This is a genomic window from Propionimicrobium sp. PCR01-08-3, assembly GCF_030286045.1.
Classification (GTDB): Bacteria; Actinomycetota; Actinomycetes; order Propionibacteriales; family Propionibacteriaceae; genus Brooklawnia.
Genome location: NZ_CP127390.1, coordinates 788,034 through 804,006 on the forward strand (window position 1 = coordinate 788,034; position 15,973 = coordinate 804,006).

13 protein-coding genes and 1 tRNA gene are annotated in these 15,973 nt (G+C 60.0%); 10 read left to right on the forward strand and 4 right to left on the reverse strand.

Going from position 1 to position 15,973, the window contains the following annotated elements:
• The first annotated feature begins 79 nt into the window (after positions 1–79).
• From QQ658_RS03720 to QQ658_RS03760, 9 genes are all read left to right on the forward strand, one after another.
• Entirely contained in the window at positions 80–694 is a 615-nt protein-coding gene (locus QQ658_RS03720; protein ID WP_286026328.1) for a mycothiol-dependent nitroreductase Rv2466c family protein, read from the forward strand.
• A 165-nt stretch (positions 695–859) separates the two neighbouring features.
• Positions 860–1,609, forward strand: a complete 750-nt coding sequence (locus QQ658_RS03725) for a hypothetical protein (RefSeq protein ID WP_286026329.1) — start codon at positions 860–862, stop codon at positions 1,607–1,609.
• A gap of 362 nt (positions 1,610–1,971) precedes the next feature.
• Positions 1,972–4,137: an NAD-dependent DNA ligase LigA gene (ligA, locus tag QQ658_RS03730; protein ID WP_286026330.1), complete on the forward strand. Its 2,166-nt coding sequence runs from the start codon at positions 1,972–1,974 to the stop codon at positions 4,135–4,137.
• Between the two features lie 111 nt (positions 4,138–4,248).
• Complete coding sequence (locus tag QQ658_RS03735; protein WP_286026331.1) at positions 4,249–4,710, forward strand: ribose-5-phosphate isomerase; 462 nt, start codon at positions 4,249–4,251, stop codon at positions 4,708–4,710.
• 277 nt (positions 4,711–4,987) lie between these two features.
• Positions 4,988–5,063 (forward strand) — tRNA-Pro (locus QQ658_RS03740).
• A gap of 559 nt (positions 5,064–5,622) precedes the next feature.
• On the forward strand, positions 5,623–6,699 hold the full coding sequence (locus QQ658_RS03745; RefSeq protein WP_286026332.1) for a type I restriction endonuclease: 1,077 nt from the start codon (positions 5,623–5,625) through the stop codon (positions 6,697–6,699).
• Positions 6,700–7,090: 391 nt separating this feature from the next.
• The gene (locus tag QQ658_RS03750) at positions 7,091–7,795 is read left to right on the forward strand and encodes a cyclase family protein (protein ID WP_286026333.1); all 705 of its coding nucleotides are present in this window, start codon (positions 7,091–7,093) and stop codon (positions 7,793–7,795) included.
• Positions 7,788–9,080, forward strand: a complete 1,293-nt coding sequence (locus QQ658_RS03755; protein ID WP_286026334.1) for an MFS transporter — start codon at positions 7,788–7,790, stop codon at positions 9,078–9,080. Before QQ658_RS03750 ends, QQ658_RS03755 begins: the two co-directional genes overlap by 8 nt.
• Positions 9,081–9,208: 128 nt before the next feature.
• Entirely contained in the window at positions 9,209–9,937 is a 729-nt protein-coding gene (locus QQ658_RS03760) for an ankyrin repeat domain-containing protein (protein WP_286026335.1), read from the forward strand.
• Between the two features lie 30 nt (positions 9,938–9,967).
• Here QQ658_RS03760 and QQ658_RS03765 read toward each other — a convergent pair whose 3' ends face one another.
• From QQ658_RS03765 to QQ658_RS03780, 4 genes are read right to left on the reverse strand one after another with little or no spacing between them, the layout of a single operon-like run.
• Positions 9,968–10,864: a carbohydrate ABC transporter permease gene (locus QQ658_RS03765; protein WP_286026336.1), complete on the reverse strand. Its 897-nt coding sequence runs from the start codon at positions 10,862–10,864 to the stop codon at positions 9,968–9,970.
• Entirely contained in the window at positions 10,861–11,784 is a 924-nt protein-coding gene (locus tag QQ658_RS03770) for a carbohydrate ABC transporter permease (RefSeq protein WP_286026337.1), read from the reverse strand. The genes QQ658_RS03765 and QQ658_RS03770 overlap by 4 nt, the downstream gene beginning before the upstream one ends.
• Positions 11,785–11,787: 3 nt before the next feature.
• A complete protein-coding gene (locus QQ658_RS03775; protein ID WP_286026338.1) occupies positions 11,788–13,053 on the reverse strand; it encodes an ABC transporter substrate-binding protein in 1,266 nt (421 codons plus the stop codon).
• A 13-nt stretch (positions 13,054–13,066) separates the two neighbouring features.
• Positions 13,067–13,789: a FadR/GntR family transcriptional regulator gene (locus tag QQ658_RS03780; protein WP_286026339.1), complete on the reverse strand. Its 723-nt coding sequence runs from the start codon at positions 13,787–13,789 to the stop codon at positions 13,067–13,069.
• Positions 13,790–13,961: 172 nt separating this feature from the next.
• Here QQ658_RS03780 and tkt point away from each other — a divergent pair, with 172 nt between their 5' ends.
• Positions 13,962–15,950, forward strand: a complete 1,989-nt coding sequence (gene tkt, locus QQ658_RS03785; RefSeq protein ID WP_286026340.1) for a transketolase — start codon at positions 13,962–13,964, stop codon at positions 15,948–15,950.
• The last annotated feature ends 23 nt before the right edge of the window (positions 15,951–15,973 follow it).

Sequence of the window (15,973 nt, forward strand, 5' to 3'; positions counted from 1 at the left end):
ATCCGCGCGGGATTCACGTAAAGCGCAAACCGCGGTGCAGCGCCTGGAAGCCGATGAATCCGGGATTAGCCTTGTTGTCATGAGCGATGCACAACAGCAGGTTGATTTCTGGTTCGATCCGATGTGCCCGTGGGCCTGGATGGCTTCGCGGTGGATGCTCGAGGTGGAGAAGGTACGCCCGGTGCACACCGTCTTCCATGTGATGAGCCTTTCGGTACTCAATGAGGGACGCGATCTCGACCCCGACTACATGGAACACATGAAGGGCGGCTGGATCGGCGTGCGCGCGGCGATCGGTGTGGAGCAGCAGTACGGCAGCGAAGGCCTGCGTAACTTCTACACGGCTATCGGCACCCGCTACCACCCGAACGGCGAAACCGTCGGCGACCCGGAGGTCGTCAAGGCCGCCTTGCGGGAGTGCGGATTCGACGAGGCGATCGCTGATCGTGCCCAGACGGACGAATTCGACGAGGCGCTGCGCGAGTCCCACCATGAGGGCATGGATCCGGTGGGCAGCGACGTCGGTACTCCGGTGCTGCACATCAACGGCAAGGCCTTGTTCGGCCCGGTGATCTCGCCGGCGCCCAAGGGCGAGGCGGCAGGCGATCTGTTCGACGGTGTGTCGAAGGTGACCGCTGCCGATGGCTTCTTCGAGTTGAAGCGCAGCCGCGACCGGGACCCGATCTTCGACTGATTTCTGCTCAACCGCGGTCCACGTCGGGCGCAGCTACTACCTGAGACGTATCTTCGACTTATTTCAGGACGCGCTCCGCGTGGCGTCCGGTTATTTCTGTGTCTGCTTCCTACGATGTATCGCGAAGATCAAGGAAGTGTGCCGTTCTGGATGGGGTGAAACGACATGTCAGTCGCTGAGCAGCTCGAGGAGATTGCTGCACCGGCAACGACCGCGCGGCGCGGCTATTTTGCCGATGATGACGCACCGCGTCTGCAAGTGGCGCCCCGTCGAGCACAAATCACCGACATGGTGGCTCCGGGATTCGGTTTCGACCATTTCCCGATCGTTCGTGAGAATCCACGCCGCAAGGCGCCGATACGTGCGCGGCTCGATCGTTGGCTGCTCGGACGCGGCGATTCCGCCGCGAGGCGCGCCCTGATTGATCCGAACGAATTGCTGGCTTCTCAGCTCGTGCGGCTGTCGGGTCTGGATCCCCGTTGGGGATTCCTGCAGGCAACCCGAGCTACCGAACAGGGCGCGGAGCTTGACCATTGGGCGATCGGCCCGGGCGGTATCTACCTGCTGAGCGCAAAGTATCTGCCGGGCTCGAAGCTGCACGTCACTGGTGACCAATTTCTGGTCGACGGCGAGCAGCGTCCTTATGTTCCCGAGATCCGCGGCGAGGCGCAGCGGCGAGCGGACGACTTCTCATCGTCCATGCGCTGGGATGCCGGCATTACCGGTGTCATCGTGCCGGTCGACGATCGGCGCATGGTGATCGAGCGGTTCCCCGAAGAAGTTGCCGTGCTGGGCGAGAACGATTTGACGAACTGGCTTGTCAACAGGCCTGAACAGTTCAACAAGCGTCAGGTGCTGGCGGCCTTCGATGCGGCTCGTGAGACCACCTTGCAGGTGCCGAAGTTCGATTTGTGATCTGACAGTAGGTATGTCGGCTATTGAGGCTCCCGGAAACCCGGGAGCCTCAATCATTTTCGAGTCGGTGCTCTGGTAGCTCGATTGCGGTGAGAGCCGGGCCGGGCACCGGTATCATTCTCAATTTTCCGATCGCCCAGCACCAGTTGCACGTGTTTCGATCCGACGATGCCGATCGTCCTCGGACCAGGATGGCACATAGGTCATCAAACTGCCTGTTCACTGTAAACAGGGAGTGCCTAGCGACCCAGCTGAATCGGGCACAGACGATGCCAACGCGGAGAACCGCTCGTTGTTCGCCTGACTATCGGGCAATCGGATCGATATCGCGGATTGTCGCTGTGGACTGGAAAGATAGATCCATGTCATCCGAAGACGATCAGATCGCTGCTGAAGAGCTGCAACCGGAGGAAACCCCGGAGCTTGCCGAGGCCGGGCTGGACGAGCAGCATCGCTGGAGCGAACTCGCCGACCAGATCAACGACGCCCAGGAGGCGTACTACGGTCTGGATTCGCCCACCATGTCGGACGCCGAATACGACGGCTTGATGCGCGAGCTGGAGGAGCTGGAGAAGCAGTTCCCGCAGTTGCGAACCCCCGATTCGCCCACCCAGCGCGTCGGATCCGCGCACCGGGTGACCGATTTCGCCCCGGTGACCCACGTGCAGCGCCTGCTGAGTTTGGACGACGTCTTCAGCATTGATGAATTGACCGATTGGTTAGCCCGGACGGATCGGCTCCTGGGCGGACGTAAGCCGAGCTGGTTGTGCGAACTCAAGATTGATGGGCTGGCGGTCGATCTGGTGTATCGAGGCGGGCGGCTCGTCTCCGGTGCGACCAGGGGTGATGGCCGGGTCGGTGAAGACATCACGCCGAACGTGTGGACGATCGCCGGGATCCCGCACACTCTGCCGGGATCGGGTCATCCGGAGTTGCTCGAGGTCCGTGGGGAGATCTTTTTCCCGATTGAGGGCTTCGCTGACCTGAATGCCTCGCTGGTCGAGGCAGGCAAGCCTCCCTTCGCGAATCCCCGCAATGCCGCTGCCGGATCGCTGCGGCAGAAGAATCCTGCGGTGACTGCGTCTCGTCCGTTGCGGATGCTCGTGCACGGAATCGGTGCCCATGAGGGGTTGGCGCTGGAGCGGCAGTCACAGGCATATGAGGTGCTGACCGACTGGGGATTCCCGACCTCGCAGGCCTACCAGGTCGTTGGTTCGACGCGGGAGGTGCTGGATTATGTTGCCTATCACGGCGAGCACCGGCACGATCTGCTGCACGAGATCGACGGCATCGTCGTGAAGGTGGACGATCTCGATCAGCAGGAAGATCTGGGCACTACATCGCGGGCGCCCCGGTGGGCGATCGCCTTTAAATATCCGCCCGAAGAAGTCAATACCAAACTGCTCGATATTCAGGTCAATGTCGGGCGAACCGGACGAGTGACGCCGTTCGCCGTGATGGAGCCGGTCAAAGTTGCCGGTTCCACGGTCGCGCGCGCCACGTTGCACAACGCGTGGGAGGTGAAGCGCAAAGGCGTGCTGATCGGAGACACCGTTGTGCTGCGCAAGGCGGGCGATGTCATTCCGGAAGTGCTCGGCCCGGTGGTCGACCTGCGAGACGGCAGCGAGCGAGAATTCGAGATGCCGACGCATTGCCCGGTATGCGGGACCAAGCTGCGTCCGGAGAGGGAATCCGACAAGGACATTCGCTGCCCGAACTCGAAGTCATGCCCGGCGCAGTTGACCGAGCGGCTGTTCAGCCTTGCGTCGCGGCACGGGTTTGACATTGAGGCGCTCGGCTGGGAGGGTGCGCGTGGCCTGCTGGCCAGCGGGGTGCTGACCAACGAGGCTGGCTTGTTCGATCTGGATGCGGACCAACTGATGCGGGTGCCGTTGTACACACGCACGGCCAAGAAGTCCGACCCGCCTGAGCAGGTCGTCGATGGACGGGTGCTTTCGGCGGGCGGACACAAACTGTTGGCGAACCTGGAGACGGCGAAGCAGCAACCGCTGTGGCGAGTGCTGGTGGGGTTGTCGATTCGTCATGTGGGGCCGACGGCGGCGCGGGCACTGGCAGAGCGGTTCGGGTCGATGGACGCGATTCGTTCGGCTTCTGTTGATGACCTGGCTACCACCGAAGGGGTCGGCCAGATCATCGCGGAGGCGGTCGTGGAATGGTTCACCGAGCCCTGGCATCGGGAGGTGGTGGAGCGTTGGGCCGCGTCCGGAGTAAGGATGGCCGACGAACAGCCTTCGGATGAAAAGTCATTGCCACAGACTTTGGAGGGATTGTCGGTTGTGGTGACGGGCTCGTTGACCGGGTTCACCCGGGATTCGGCGAAAGAAGCCATTATCGAGCGCGGCGGGAAGGCCGCGTCCTCGGTTTCGAAGAAGACCGATTATGTGGTGGTGGGGGACAGCCCCGGATCCAAGGCGACGAAGGCCGAGGATCTGAAGCTGCCGATCTTGGACGAGGACGGCTTCGTCCGGCTGCTGGAGTCGGGGCCAGCCGGCCTGGGCAAGGCGTGACCGACAGGTAGCGGGTCGAGCGGCGGTTCCTGCTCGTTTGCTTCTCAGCGATCTTCGTGTCGTCCGCTGGATCTGGCACCGAGGCCTTGCCAGATCTGCCACGATTGGAGCATGCGCGTACACATCGGAACTGACCATGCCGCTTTCGAGCTGAAGGAGTATCTCGTCGAGCATCTGAAGGCGGATGGCTACGATGTCGTCGACCACGGTGCGGCTAGCTACGATGCCGAGGACGACTATCCGGATTACATTATTCCGACCGCCGAAGCTGTTGCTGCCGATTCCGGCTCTTTGGGCATCGTGCTCGGCGGATCCGGAAATGGTGAACAGATCGCCGCCAACAAGGTAAAGGGCATCCGGGCGGTGCTCGCAGACAACGCCGAACTGGCCGAACTCGGTCGCCAGCATAACAATGCCCGGTGCCTGGCGATGGGCGGACGCTTCGTGGCACCGGAGTTGGCTTTGGAGATCGCGCGAGCCTTCCTGACCACGCCCTGGTCGGATGAGGAACGCCACGCCCGCCGCGTGGCGAAGATTGAGCGCTACGAGCAGACGGGTTCCTTGGCCGGATAGGTGGAGCGTCTCTTCCCGAGACGCTGACGCCGACTCTTGAAGGGAGTTCTTGCCCACATCTTCGAATTCGCGACTGCTCGGAAAGACGAGGTAGACGCACGCGGAGCAATCGCATCGGAATGCGCGATCATTCTGCTCGTCGCAGTTCGTATTGGCGCTCTGCAGGTCACGGCAAAAGCAGGCTGTCCAAAGTGGCCGTCGCCCGGCGATGTCGCAATTGGAGCAATATCTGTGGGTCCAGTACACTGGGCAAGGTTCGCCGTGATGTCGGCGGCACCGGGGCGTAGCGTAGTGGCTAGCGCGCCTGCTTTGGGAGCAGGAGACCGCAGGTTCGAGTCCTGTCGCCCCGACCAGAGTTGCACTTGTTCAAGGCCATGTTGACACTAGTCAAGTCACAATTTGGTGTCTTGAATCCCATCTCGATCATGTCGGGTTATTGCTGGTCCTGCGTTGTGCCCGGATCTCCGTCAGCCTGTAGCTCGACGGCCATGGATGATCTGTGGTGGCTCCAAGGACAGCACACCATCACGCCTTAACGGTGCGGGGCGGAGGCGCAGAGTGCGCGTCAAGGCTTATCCGGGCACGCTGTGCCGCACTCGCAAGGAGGTGGAGCCGGTCAATGCTAAGCGGACACCCGGCGCCGCCCTTTCGCTATCCAGTCTGGACGATAACGAACTACTCGGCGAGATAGCTTGAAGGTTGTGGAGTGGGTGGGACAGCTGACAAATCGTTTGAGGCACCAAGACAGAGTCCACAAGGCGACCCTGAGTCGCTCGACACTGGTCATGCGGAGATAATCGAAACATTCCTACCCAGGCCCGCTCTGGAGTGGGTGCGCAATAAAGCGGCAAGTACTAGCACGGAGCCCCAGGGCCGGGCCTTCGGGGAAATGAAGATCAGGAGTAGCAGACAATGGAGTTCGAGGACGCGCTGGAGGATATCGCTTCCAAACTCGCCGATTATGGCGACAGCCTCACCACCGAAGAGGCAACCAAGAATGCGATCATCATGCCGTTCATCTCTCGAGTGTTCGGATACGACGTGTTCAATCCGAAAGAAGTGATGCCTGAATTCACTGCCGATATTGGCACCAAGAAGGGCGAAAAGATCGACTACGCTATTCTGCACGATAGCGACGTGCAGATGCTAATCGAATGCAAGAAGGCGGGCGAAGAACTCAAACTCAACAATGCGTCGCAACTTTTCCGCTACTTTCATGTCTCGAATGCGCGAATCGGAGTGCTCACCAATGGCTGTGTCTGGCAGTTCTTCACCGATCTGGACCATCCGAACAAAATGGATGAGCGTCCCTTCCTCGTCCTTGATCTTCGCAACATTGACGCCTATGCGCTGCCCGAACTGAAGAAGCTCACTAAAGATGCCTTTGACCTCGAATCCGTCCTTACAGCGGCCGAAGAGCTCAAGTATGTGTCCAGCATCAAGCGAGTCATTGGTGGGCTGTTTGAAGATCCGAGTGAAGATTTTGTAAGGCTCCTCGTCACACAGGTCTACGATGGCTCGCTCACCGCTAAGATGCGCGAATTCTTCACGCCAGTCGTAAGGAAAGCCATCAAGCAGTTCACCAACGACTCCGTAAACGCCCGTCTTAAGACTGCACTCCAAGACCAGGCTCCAGCAGTTGCCGCAGCGGCTCCAGTGGATGATGCCCAGGTGACGGTGCCCGAGAAGAGGACGGATGGGGTAGATACGACGGTGGAAGAACTCGAAGGATTTCAGATTGTTCGGGCAATCGTTGCGTCTGAGATCAACTGGGACCGCGTGGTGTCTCGTGATACGAAGTCATACTTTGGGGTTCTGGTTGACGACACAAATCGCAAGCAGATCTGCCGACTTCACTTCAATCATGCGCAGAAGTACCTTGGACTGCTTGATGAGAATAAGAACGAGACTCGGATACCCATCTCCGAAGTTGGAGACATCTATAACCATGCAGACGTATTGCGAGATGCTGCAAGACGATTCGCCTGAAAGAAGCTCACACGCACTGCCAGTCTGGCAAAGCGCAGAATGACTTGACTAGAAGCGGACGCTCCTGAGAGGGCTGTGAAGCCGCATCTCGTGGGTCACGGGACGGTGCGGCTTGAGCGGGAGCTGTCAAGTGACTGCATACAATATTTCGCACCAGTGCATGGAAGAGCGGTTGACAGGGCAGAAAACATATACGATTCTTGGATCTGGCTAGACGTACCACGTGCTCCTCGGAGGTGTAGCCTTCGGCCGAGTTGGCTGACGGCGACATAACTCCGACTGACGGACCGCGCTCGTCGCTGCGCTATGGCAGCGGCGCACGGGCAATCCTCCTGGCAGAGCACTCTGGACCGAACGCAGACAAAGAGGACTGTTGATTTTGGAGACAAGGATGAGTGAAGTCGACCAGCGACGACTAATCGATCTCTCGATGCCGATTGAAGAGCATTGGCGATTCACGCCGAGTTTCGAAACCAAACTGGCTGCTCGACCTCAATTCACATTTCATTCGACAATCGTGAAGATGGGTGCTCACGGATTCAGTCATGTTGATGCGCCATTTCACGTCGATCAGGCGATGGACACGATCGAGAAGATCGATCTCGAGCACTTTTGGGGACCGGCATCGATCATCGATCTGAGCGACCTCGGCGACAATGCCGAATACAGTCGTGAGGTTCTGGAGCCACGCGCCGAAAACGTCCAAAGCGGCGATATCGTCCTCTTGCGATCTGATCAGGAGAGGCGGCATCCGACAACCGAGAAAGAGTATTGGACGGCCTCGCCCTGGGTGAGCCTGTCCGGTGCTCGTTTCCTTCTGGAGTGCGGCGCGAAGGGGGTGGCCTTCGATTTCCCGCAAGACCGCAGTATTCGGGCGGCGTACGATCCAGCCTACGTGCCCAGTGACGATCCGGACGAGGACGAGGCCTGTCACCTCGTTCTTCTTCCGAAGACGGTTCTTCAGTTCGAGTACCTACGAAACTTCGCGGCAATCGATCAACCGCGTTTCATCTTCATGGGGCTGCCATTGAAGATCGTCGGCAGTGACGGTGGTCCGGTGCGCGCGGTTGCGATGGAAGGCGTGCAGAATGTCTGATTCACGAGTCGATGTAATTCACGAAAAGCCCGCCAGCAAAATAAACAAGCGATGGACGATCTTGATCCCGGTGATCATGTTCATTTACATCATCGCCTATATGGACCGGGTCAATATCGGATTCGGGCTCACGCAAATTCGCGAAGCACTGGATATGTCGGCCTCGCAGGCCGGTTTCGCGTCCGGTATCTTCTTCGTGGGGTACCTGGTTTTGCAGGTACCAGGCGGATACTTCGCTCAGAAGTGGAGCGCGAAGAAGGTCGTTGCCTGGTTGATGGTCTTGTGGGGGATCTGCGCAGTCGCAGAGGGCCTCGTCCATAGCTATGGGCAGTTGCTGACGGTGCGATTCATGCTCGGCGTCTTCGAAGGCGGCGTGCAGCCCGCCCTGATGGTGCTGATCAACCGCTGGTTCCCGCTGTCGGAGAAGACCCGCGCTAATTCGATGTTCATCATGCATAACCCGATCGCAACGCTTGTCACCGGGCCTTTCGCCGGCCTTCTGCTGTCGTTCGGCGACTGGCGCCTGCTTTTCATCATTCAGGGATTGCTCCCGCTCTTGGGAGTGGCACTGTGGTGGGTCCTCAGCGCGGACAAGCCCGAGCAGGCGAAATGGTGCAGTGCCGAGGAGTGCGAGCTGCTCAGCAAGAAGAAGGCGGCTGAAGAGGGCCCGGTCGTCGAATCGGACTGGCGCGCCGCGGTGACGTCACCGTTCGTTTGGCTGTTGGCATTCCTCGGTTTCTTGGTGTGGTTCGGCTTCTACGGCTTGCAGATGTGGCTTCCTACTCTTCTCAAGCAGTCATTTACGTCGGACTGGGAAGTCGGGCTGGTCTCGACAATTCCGCCCATCGTGACCGCGGCAGCGATCTACCTGAATGGCCGCGGTGCCGACAAGGACAAGCGGTATAACCTGCGGGTGGCCGTGCCGCTGATCGCCGGAGGCATCATTTTGGCGTGCTCGACTTTGGTAACCGCTGATATGCGATGGGTCATCGTCGCGGTTTACGCCATTGCAACCGCCTGCCAGCTGTCGTTCTTCGGGTCGTATTGGACGATCAATTCGTTGCTGGTCAGGCCGGCAGCCGTCGGTGCCGGCTTCGGCATCATCAACGGCATCGGGAATTTCGGTGGCTTCCTCGGCCCGTACGTGGGCGGATGGATTACCGACGCAACCGGATCACTGCCGCTGGCGACGATCGTCTTCGGCGGTGCCGTCGTGCTGGCCGGAATCATCGCCCTGGCGTTGAGCGGTGTCGTGCGCAAGGAGCTGGCGGCCCGCGAAGCCTGAATCGTCGGGGGGTCAGGAGCCCCGCGGCTGTGTCGGCCCGGGTCATAGGTCTGGGCTCCTCCGAAGTGACGTCAGTATGCGTCCGCCGCGACCGGGCCAATGGCACACCGGCATGCTTTGATCGTGCCATGAAACGCTTCGGTGTGCTGTTGGCGGCTTTCGTGACGGCTGGGTGCTCGCAGCTGGGTCTCGGCGGGCCTGATCCCGCCGACTACTTCTCGGGGATGGACCTTGACCTTGCCCGGGCGGTCAAATCGGGAGACCACCAGAAGATCGGCAAGGTTCTCGCGGCCGGTGCCGACGTCGAAGCACAGGGCGCTTATGACCTCACTATCCTGCAGTGGGGTGTGATGGTGAACAGCGCAGCTGGTGTGACTGCGCTGCTGGATGCGGGAGCGGTTCCTGATCGCATCGGCTACGGACAGGACGCCGCGTTGCACATGGCAGTGGGTAACACCGCCATGACAAGTGCGCTGCTTGAGGCTGGCGCCGACCCGAACGGCGTCACCGGCAGTGCGCCGCTGATCGACGTTTGCTTGGTGAGCACTGATGAAGTCTTCGCCAGCTTCGATCTGCTGATGGATGCGGGTGCTGACGTCACGCAGGTCAACAATTTGGGAGAACTCGCCTTGCATACTTGCGCCCGAACCAACCAGGGCGGTCTGATCATGCAGATGCTCGAAGGTGGTGCCGACCCCACCGCGGCGACCATCAGCGGAGCCACGTTTCAGGATTACTACTTCGGGTACAACCCGGACGTGCTGAACGATCGCGCCATTGCGGAACGCAAACAGATCGTCCATTGGCTCGTTGATCATGGATATGACCTCGTTCCGGAAGCCGAACAGTTCCGTTGAGGTCCGCGCGGGCCCTTCAACGAGCGGCCGTCAGCCCTTGACCGCGCCCGCGGTGAGCCCGTCGATCAGATTCCGCTGGACAAGCATGAACCCGATCAACACGGGAAGCGCCGCGAGTACGCCGCCTGCCGTCAGCAGATCCCAACGGATCTGATATTCCCCGATCATCAACTGCAAACCGATCGGTATGGTATTTGTTTGTGGTGATTTTGTGAACGTCAATGCATACAAGAATTCATTCCACGAGTAGATAAAGGCATATGTTCCTGCAGCCGTCATGCCGGGGCGCATGAGCGGAAACAGCACATAACGGATCATTTGGGGTCCGGTCGCTCCATCGATCCTTGCTGCTTCGTCCAATTGAGCTGGTATGGAATCGAGGAAGCCCTTCAAGAGCCAAGTCGCAAACGGAGTAGCGAAGGTCGTATTGACGAATATCAGACCGAGTAAGTTGTCCAGTAGCCCGAACGTACGCAACTCCTGCTGGAGGGGGATCACCAGCAGCACGGCCGGGAACAACTGGGCGATGAGAAGCGATGTCAGTAAGGTGCTGCGTCCCCTGAACCGAAAGCGGGACAAACCAATCGCTGCGAAAGACGCACAGATCAGGGAGAGCGCAACGGTGCCCGCTGCGACGATCGCCGAATTGCGTAGGAACAGCACAAAATCGGTGCTTGCAAATAGATCGCGGTATCCGTCCAGGCTTGGGCTCCCGGGCAGCAGTGTCGCACCTGGTGCGATGAGCTCCTCGCGCGGCGTGAGTGAGGTCAGAAGCATGACGATGTACGGCCCAAGAGTCAACACCAGCCAACCGATGACGAGCAGGCTGATAACTCCGGTCTGGATACGTGATCGAGTGCGCTTGTTCAGCGCGGGTCCCGAATCGACGATGTTTCGAGGCTGTGCTGCGATATCAACGGCTGTCATCGGTTCTCCTCGGTCTTGTTGGACAACCGCACGTAGATGATGACGAAGATCATCAGGAACGCTGCCTGCACCATGGCGTAGGCGGACCCGACACCGAAATCACCACTCTTGTAGGCGGTGAGATACGCCTGCAATGGCACGGTTGTGGTCGCCTCGGCCGGTCCGCCGCCGGTCAGGATAAAGGCAAGATCGACGTAGTTTGCGGTCCAGATGATGCGCAGCAGTAGGGTCACCATGATCGTCGGGACGATATGGGGGACCGTGACATGCCAGAACACCTGCAGCGCACTGCAACCATCCACCCGTCCGGCCTCCACCACATCCTTGGGAACGCTTTGCAGCGCGGCGAGGATCATGACCGCAAAGAACGGGATGCCCTGCCACACATCGACCATGATCAGCGATGGCAGAGCAGTATCGGGATTACTGAGCCACTGGACCGGCGCATCGATGAATCCTAAACCCATGATCAGACGATTGATCAATCCATGGTTAGGGTCGAGCAACCACATCCACATCAAGGCCACCAGCACGCTGGGAGTCGCCCACGGGATCATTACGAGACCTCGGACGACACCGCGCAGCGGAAACTTGTTGTTAAGTAGGAGTGCTCCGATCATGCCGAAGGTGAATTGCAGCGCGACTGCCCCGAACGTCCAGGTGAGTGACACCCGAATGTAGTGCCAGAACCTCGGATCGGCGAAGATCGTGGCGAAATTCTCGCTACCGACGAAGCCGTTGATGCCACCCAGCAAGGACGCTTCGTTCATCGACAGCCAGACCGATCGTCCGATGGGAAAGACTACAAAGGTACAGAGCAGGATGATGATCGGAAGCAGATAGAAGATGGGCTCGAGGGCGGCAAGACCGCGGCGGGAGCCGCGGCCCTGCCCTGCCTTTTCGACCGTTGCGGTGCTCATGGTCTACTTGGACATGTCGGAGGCGAGCTGGTCGAGCATCTCCTGCGAGGTCGTCTGCCCGAGGAACGCTGCCTGGATCGCGGGGCTCCAGGTGGCGTTGGCAACGTTCGAGGTTCCGGGAAGCGCAGGCCAGCTGACCGCGGTCTCCTGTGCCTGCAGCGCAACCTGTAGTGCCTCATCGGATTGATAGAACTCATCCTCGCGTGACGATGTCAGGACGGGAAGTTGACCCTGTGCAGACTTGCTCATGGTCAGCATCGGTTCCTTGGACGATAACCATGACATCCACTCCCAGGCGGCGTCTTTGTTCTGGGACGACGAGAGTAGAACGTTGCCGCTCATGGTGCCAAGCGTCGGTCCGTCGCCAGGCATCTTGACTACGCCGAGATCGTCACCTAACGCCTCCCTCATGGCCGCCAGAGAGCCCGGATGGTGAATGAGCATGGCAGTCTGGCCGCCTTGGAAGTTGGCCGTTACTTGCGCGAATGCGGCGCTGATAGATCCCGGGGGAGCAGCATGCAATCGAGATTCGATGTCTAGGTAGTCCTGGTTCACCTTTGCGGCGGTCGAGTCGTTGAGAATGACCTGGCCTGAGTCGTCCACCATCTTGGCACCACCGGAAAGCATCCATGCAGCCCACTGATCTTGGCCACCGGCACCACCTCGGACATCCAGGCCATAGCGATTCGCTCCAGCGTCGGTCAGTTTTTCGGATGCGGCGAGGACGTCTTCGTGGCTTACCGGTGCGTCCATGTCTATCTCGGCAAAGAAGGACTTCCGGTAGTACATGTAGATCGTGACGAACTGGTGGGGCAGCATGTAGACGGTGTCATCGCCGGGCACCTTACCGGTGGCCCACAACCCTTCGACCACGTCGGTCTTGCCGTCCCAGGAGTTGACGTAATCATCCAGCGGGTCGATGGCCTTCTGACTGACCAACTGGCCAAGCCACCAGTCCTTGAATCGGCAGGCGTCCGGTCCGGTGCCGGAGCTGAGCGCCGAGACGAGTTGGTCCTGATACTGCGCGAGTGGGATCGTCTGGAGGTTCACGTGGATGCGGTCCTGGGACGAATTGAATTGCTCTGCGAGATCCTGCCAGGTGGTGTCAGTCGAATCATCCTGCCAGAACCAGTAGCTGACCTCGCCGCCCGCATCGCCGGTGGCACCGGCTGATGATTCTGTCTGCGATCCTCCGCAGCCGGCAACTGTGATGGGCAGTGCCGCGAATCCGGCAAGGCCGGCCATCTTGAGCAAGGTTCGTCGCTGCATGGTTGTATTCCTTTCAGTTGCCAACGGCTTGTGCCCTGCCTCGGGCGGTTTCCGTGGTCGGTTTGTTCGTCATCTCCCGAGAGGCGATGCGCGATTGGACGTCATAGAAATGGGCGTCCAGTCGGTGTACCGCCAGTTGCAGATCGTTGTTGATCAGCGCATTCACGATGGCTTTGTGGATCGCCGCGGTCTGACTGAGACTGGTCGTCCTGGTTATCGAACTGGGCGCCTGCCGGAACAGCGACCAGAATCCTCCGATGAATCCTTCTAAGGCCTTATTGCGAAGTCCGGCAAACAGCATGGTGTGGAACTGTTCGTCCAGTTCCAAGAATGGCCGCTCAAGCCGAGCGTTGCGGATCATGGAATCAGCGAGCGCGTCGAGTTCGTTCATGCGTTGCTGACTCATGCCCTGGGCAGCCACCGGGAGAAATGAGTGCTCGAGAACACGCCGTACCTGAAGTGTCTGCAACAGGTTTTCGCGGTTCGGTTCCATCGATAGCGCCAGGTGCTCGCCGAACAGAACGGGGTCGAAGCTGACCAACCGGCGACGGGCTCCTTGACGGCCTTCGACGACTCCGATCGCCTGCATGGCGACGAGCGCCTCGCGTACGCTCTGACGACTCATGCCGAGTTGCAACGCAAGTCTGGGCTCAGACGGCAAGCAATCACCCGACCTCAGCCCGGACTGACGCAGTGCAACGAGCACTCGCTCGTGAGCTGGCAATAGCCCGACCATTGATCCCCCTCGATCGCTGATGAGTTGTGCGCCCACTCTGGTCCAACGTGTTTATTGTCCGACAGGTGACTCCGGCTGGCTACTCCTGTCGGACAAGTTATGCGTTAACCGTCCGGCTTGGGAAACAATGCTGTCGTCCTCACCAAAGAAGATCATTGATGATCGGAGCACCATGAACGGCACGGCGGAACAACACGCAATCGCAGTAGCTCGGGCGTTGGTGATGGATGCTGTGCAACAAGCCGGAAACGGTCACCCCGGCGCGGCCATCTCGCTGGCACCCACCGCTTATGCCCTGTGGACGCACACATTGCGCTTCGACCCCGATCACCCCGATTGGCCCAACCGCGACCGATTCGTATTGTCGAACGGGCATGCGTCGGCGCTGCTCTACAGCGTCTTGCATCTGACCGGCTATGACCTTGGCATGGGCGATCTGAAGCAATTACGACAGTTTGGTTCTCGTACTCCGGCCCATCCGGAATACAGACTGACGGTCGGCGTCGACACCACGACCGGTCCGCTCGGTCAGGGAGTCGCGACAGCTGTCGGGATGGCGATCGGAGAGCGCTATCTCGAGCAACAGTTCGCTGGCTACCCGGGCCTGGTCGATTTCCGGACCTGGTCGATAGTCGGCGACGGTTGCCTCGAAGAGGGACTCAGCAGCGAGGCCTGCTCGCTGGCGGGCCACCTCGGCCTCGGCAAACTCAATGTCATCTATGACGACAATGAAATCAGCATTGACGGTGAAACCAATCTGGCCTTCAGCGAGGACGTTCGCGAGCGCTTTGAGTCCTATGGCTGGCAGGTGCTCGAAGTCGCGGATGGCAATGATGGTGAGGCGCTGCGCGCGAGCTTCGATGTGGCCAAGGCGGAGGTGCAAAGGCCGAGCCTGATCATCGTTCGCACAGCGATTGCCTATGGTGCCCCGAAGTTGCAGGGGAGCGCGGCGACGCACGGCAGCCCACTCGGAGCCGAGGAGATCCGCGGAGCCAAACAGTTCTATGGGCTCGATCCGGACCAGGATTTCGCAGTGTCGGACGAGGACTACCAGCAGTGGAGAGCCGCCGTGGACAGTCATCGGGCGGAATACCAGGACTGGCTCGAAATCGAGCGGCAGATGCTGGATGGCGGGCGAAAAGACGCGGCCATGTGGCAAAGGCTCCGTGACCAGAGCACTCCGGACGGCGCCCTGGACGCGGTGCGGCAGGCCGGAGCCGCTTTGAGCGGCGACTATCCCGTTCGGCAAATGTCGGGGTTCGTCCTCCAAACCGTGGCCGATCGTTTCAGTGAGGTCATCGGTGGATCGGCGGATCTCACCGGGCCGACCAATAGCCAGATCGATGGGGCCGAGGTGTTCACGCGGGAGCACGCTGGGCGGCAGATCCACTTCGGTATCCGCGAGCATGTCATGGCGGCTGCGGGCAACGGGCTGGCGCTGCTGGGGTTGCGTCCGTTCGTAGCGACTTTCCTTGCATTCAGCGACTATCAACGACCGGCTATCCGGTTGGCGGCACTGATGGGTCTGCCCACGACGTTCGTGTTGACACATGACGCAATCACCGCGACAGGCGACGGTCCCACTCATCAACCGGTCGAGCAATTGATTAGTCTTCGCGCGATGCCGAATATCAATGTCTGGCGTCCAGGAACCGGGGCGGAAGTCGGCGCTGCCTGGGCGTCCGCATTGGAGCAGGCGGTAACGCCTACCGCGCTATGCCTGAGTCGTTCGACGGTGCTGGCCGAGGTCGGCTCGGACAAAGCGGACGATGCGGCGCGCGGTGGTTACGTGCTTTCCGAAGCGGCTGCAGGCAAGCCGGAGGCGGTCATCATCGCGACCGGATCGGAGATCGGGATCAGTCTTGAGGCTCAGAGAATGCTTGCGGAGCAGGGAGTCAACGCACGAGTGGTCTCGCTGCCCTGCTGGGAGGTGTTCGAGCAACAAGACGTGGCCTACAAAGATGGCGTGCTTCCTGGTGGCATCCCGCGAGTGTCCGTCGAAGCGGGATCCGCATTGGGCTGGTGTCGCTATGTGGCTCCGAATGGTTCATCGGTCGCCATCGATACATTCGGTGCCTGCGGCCAAGGGGACGACGTCATGGCGCATTTCGGATTCACGGCTGCTAACGTCGCAGACCATGTGCTGACCGCGCTTCGGTAGGCGATCGATGCGTCCTTCTTCGT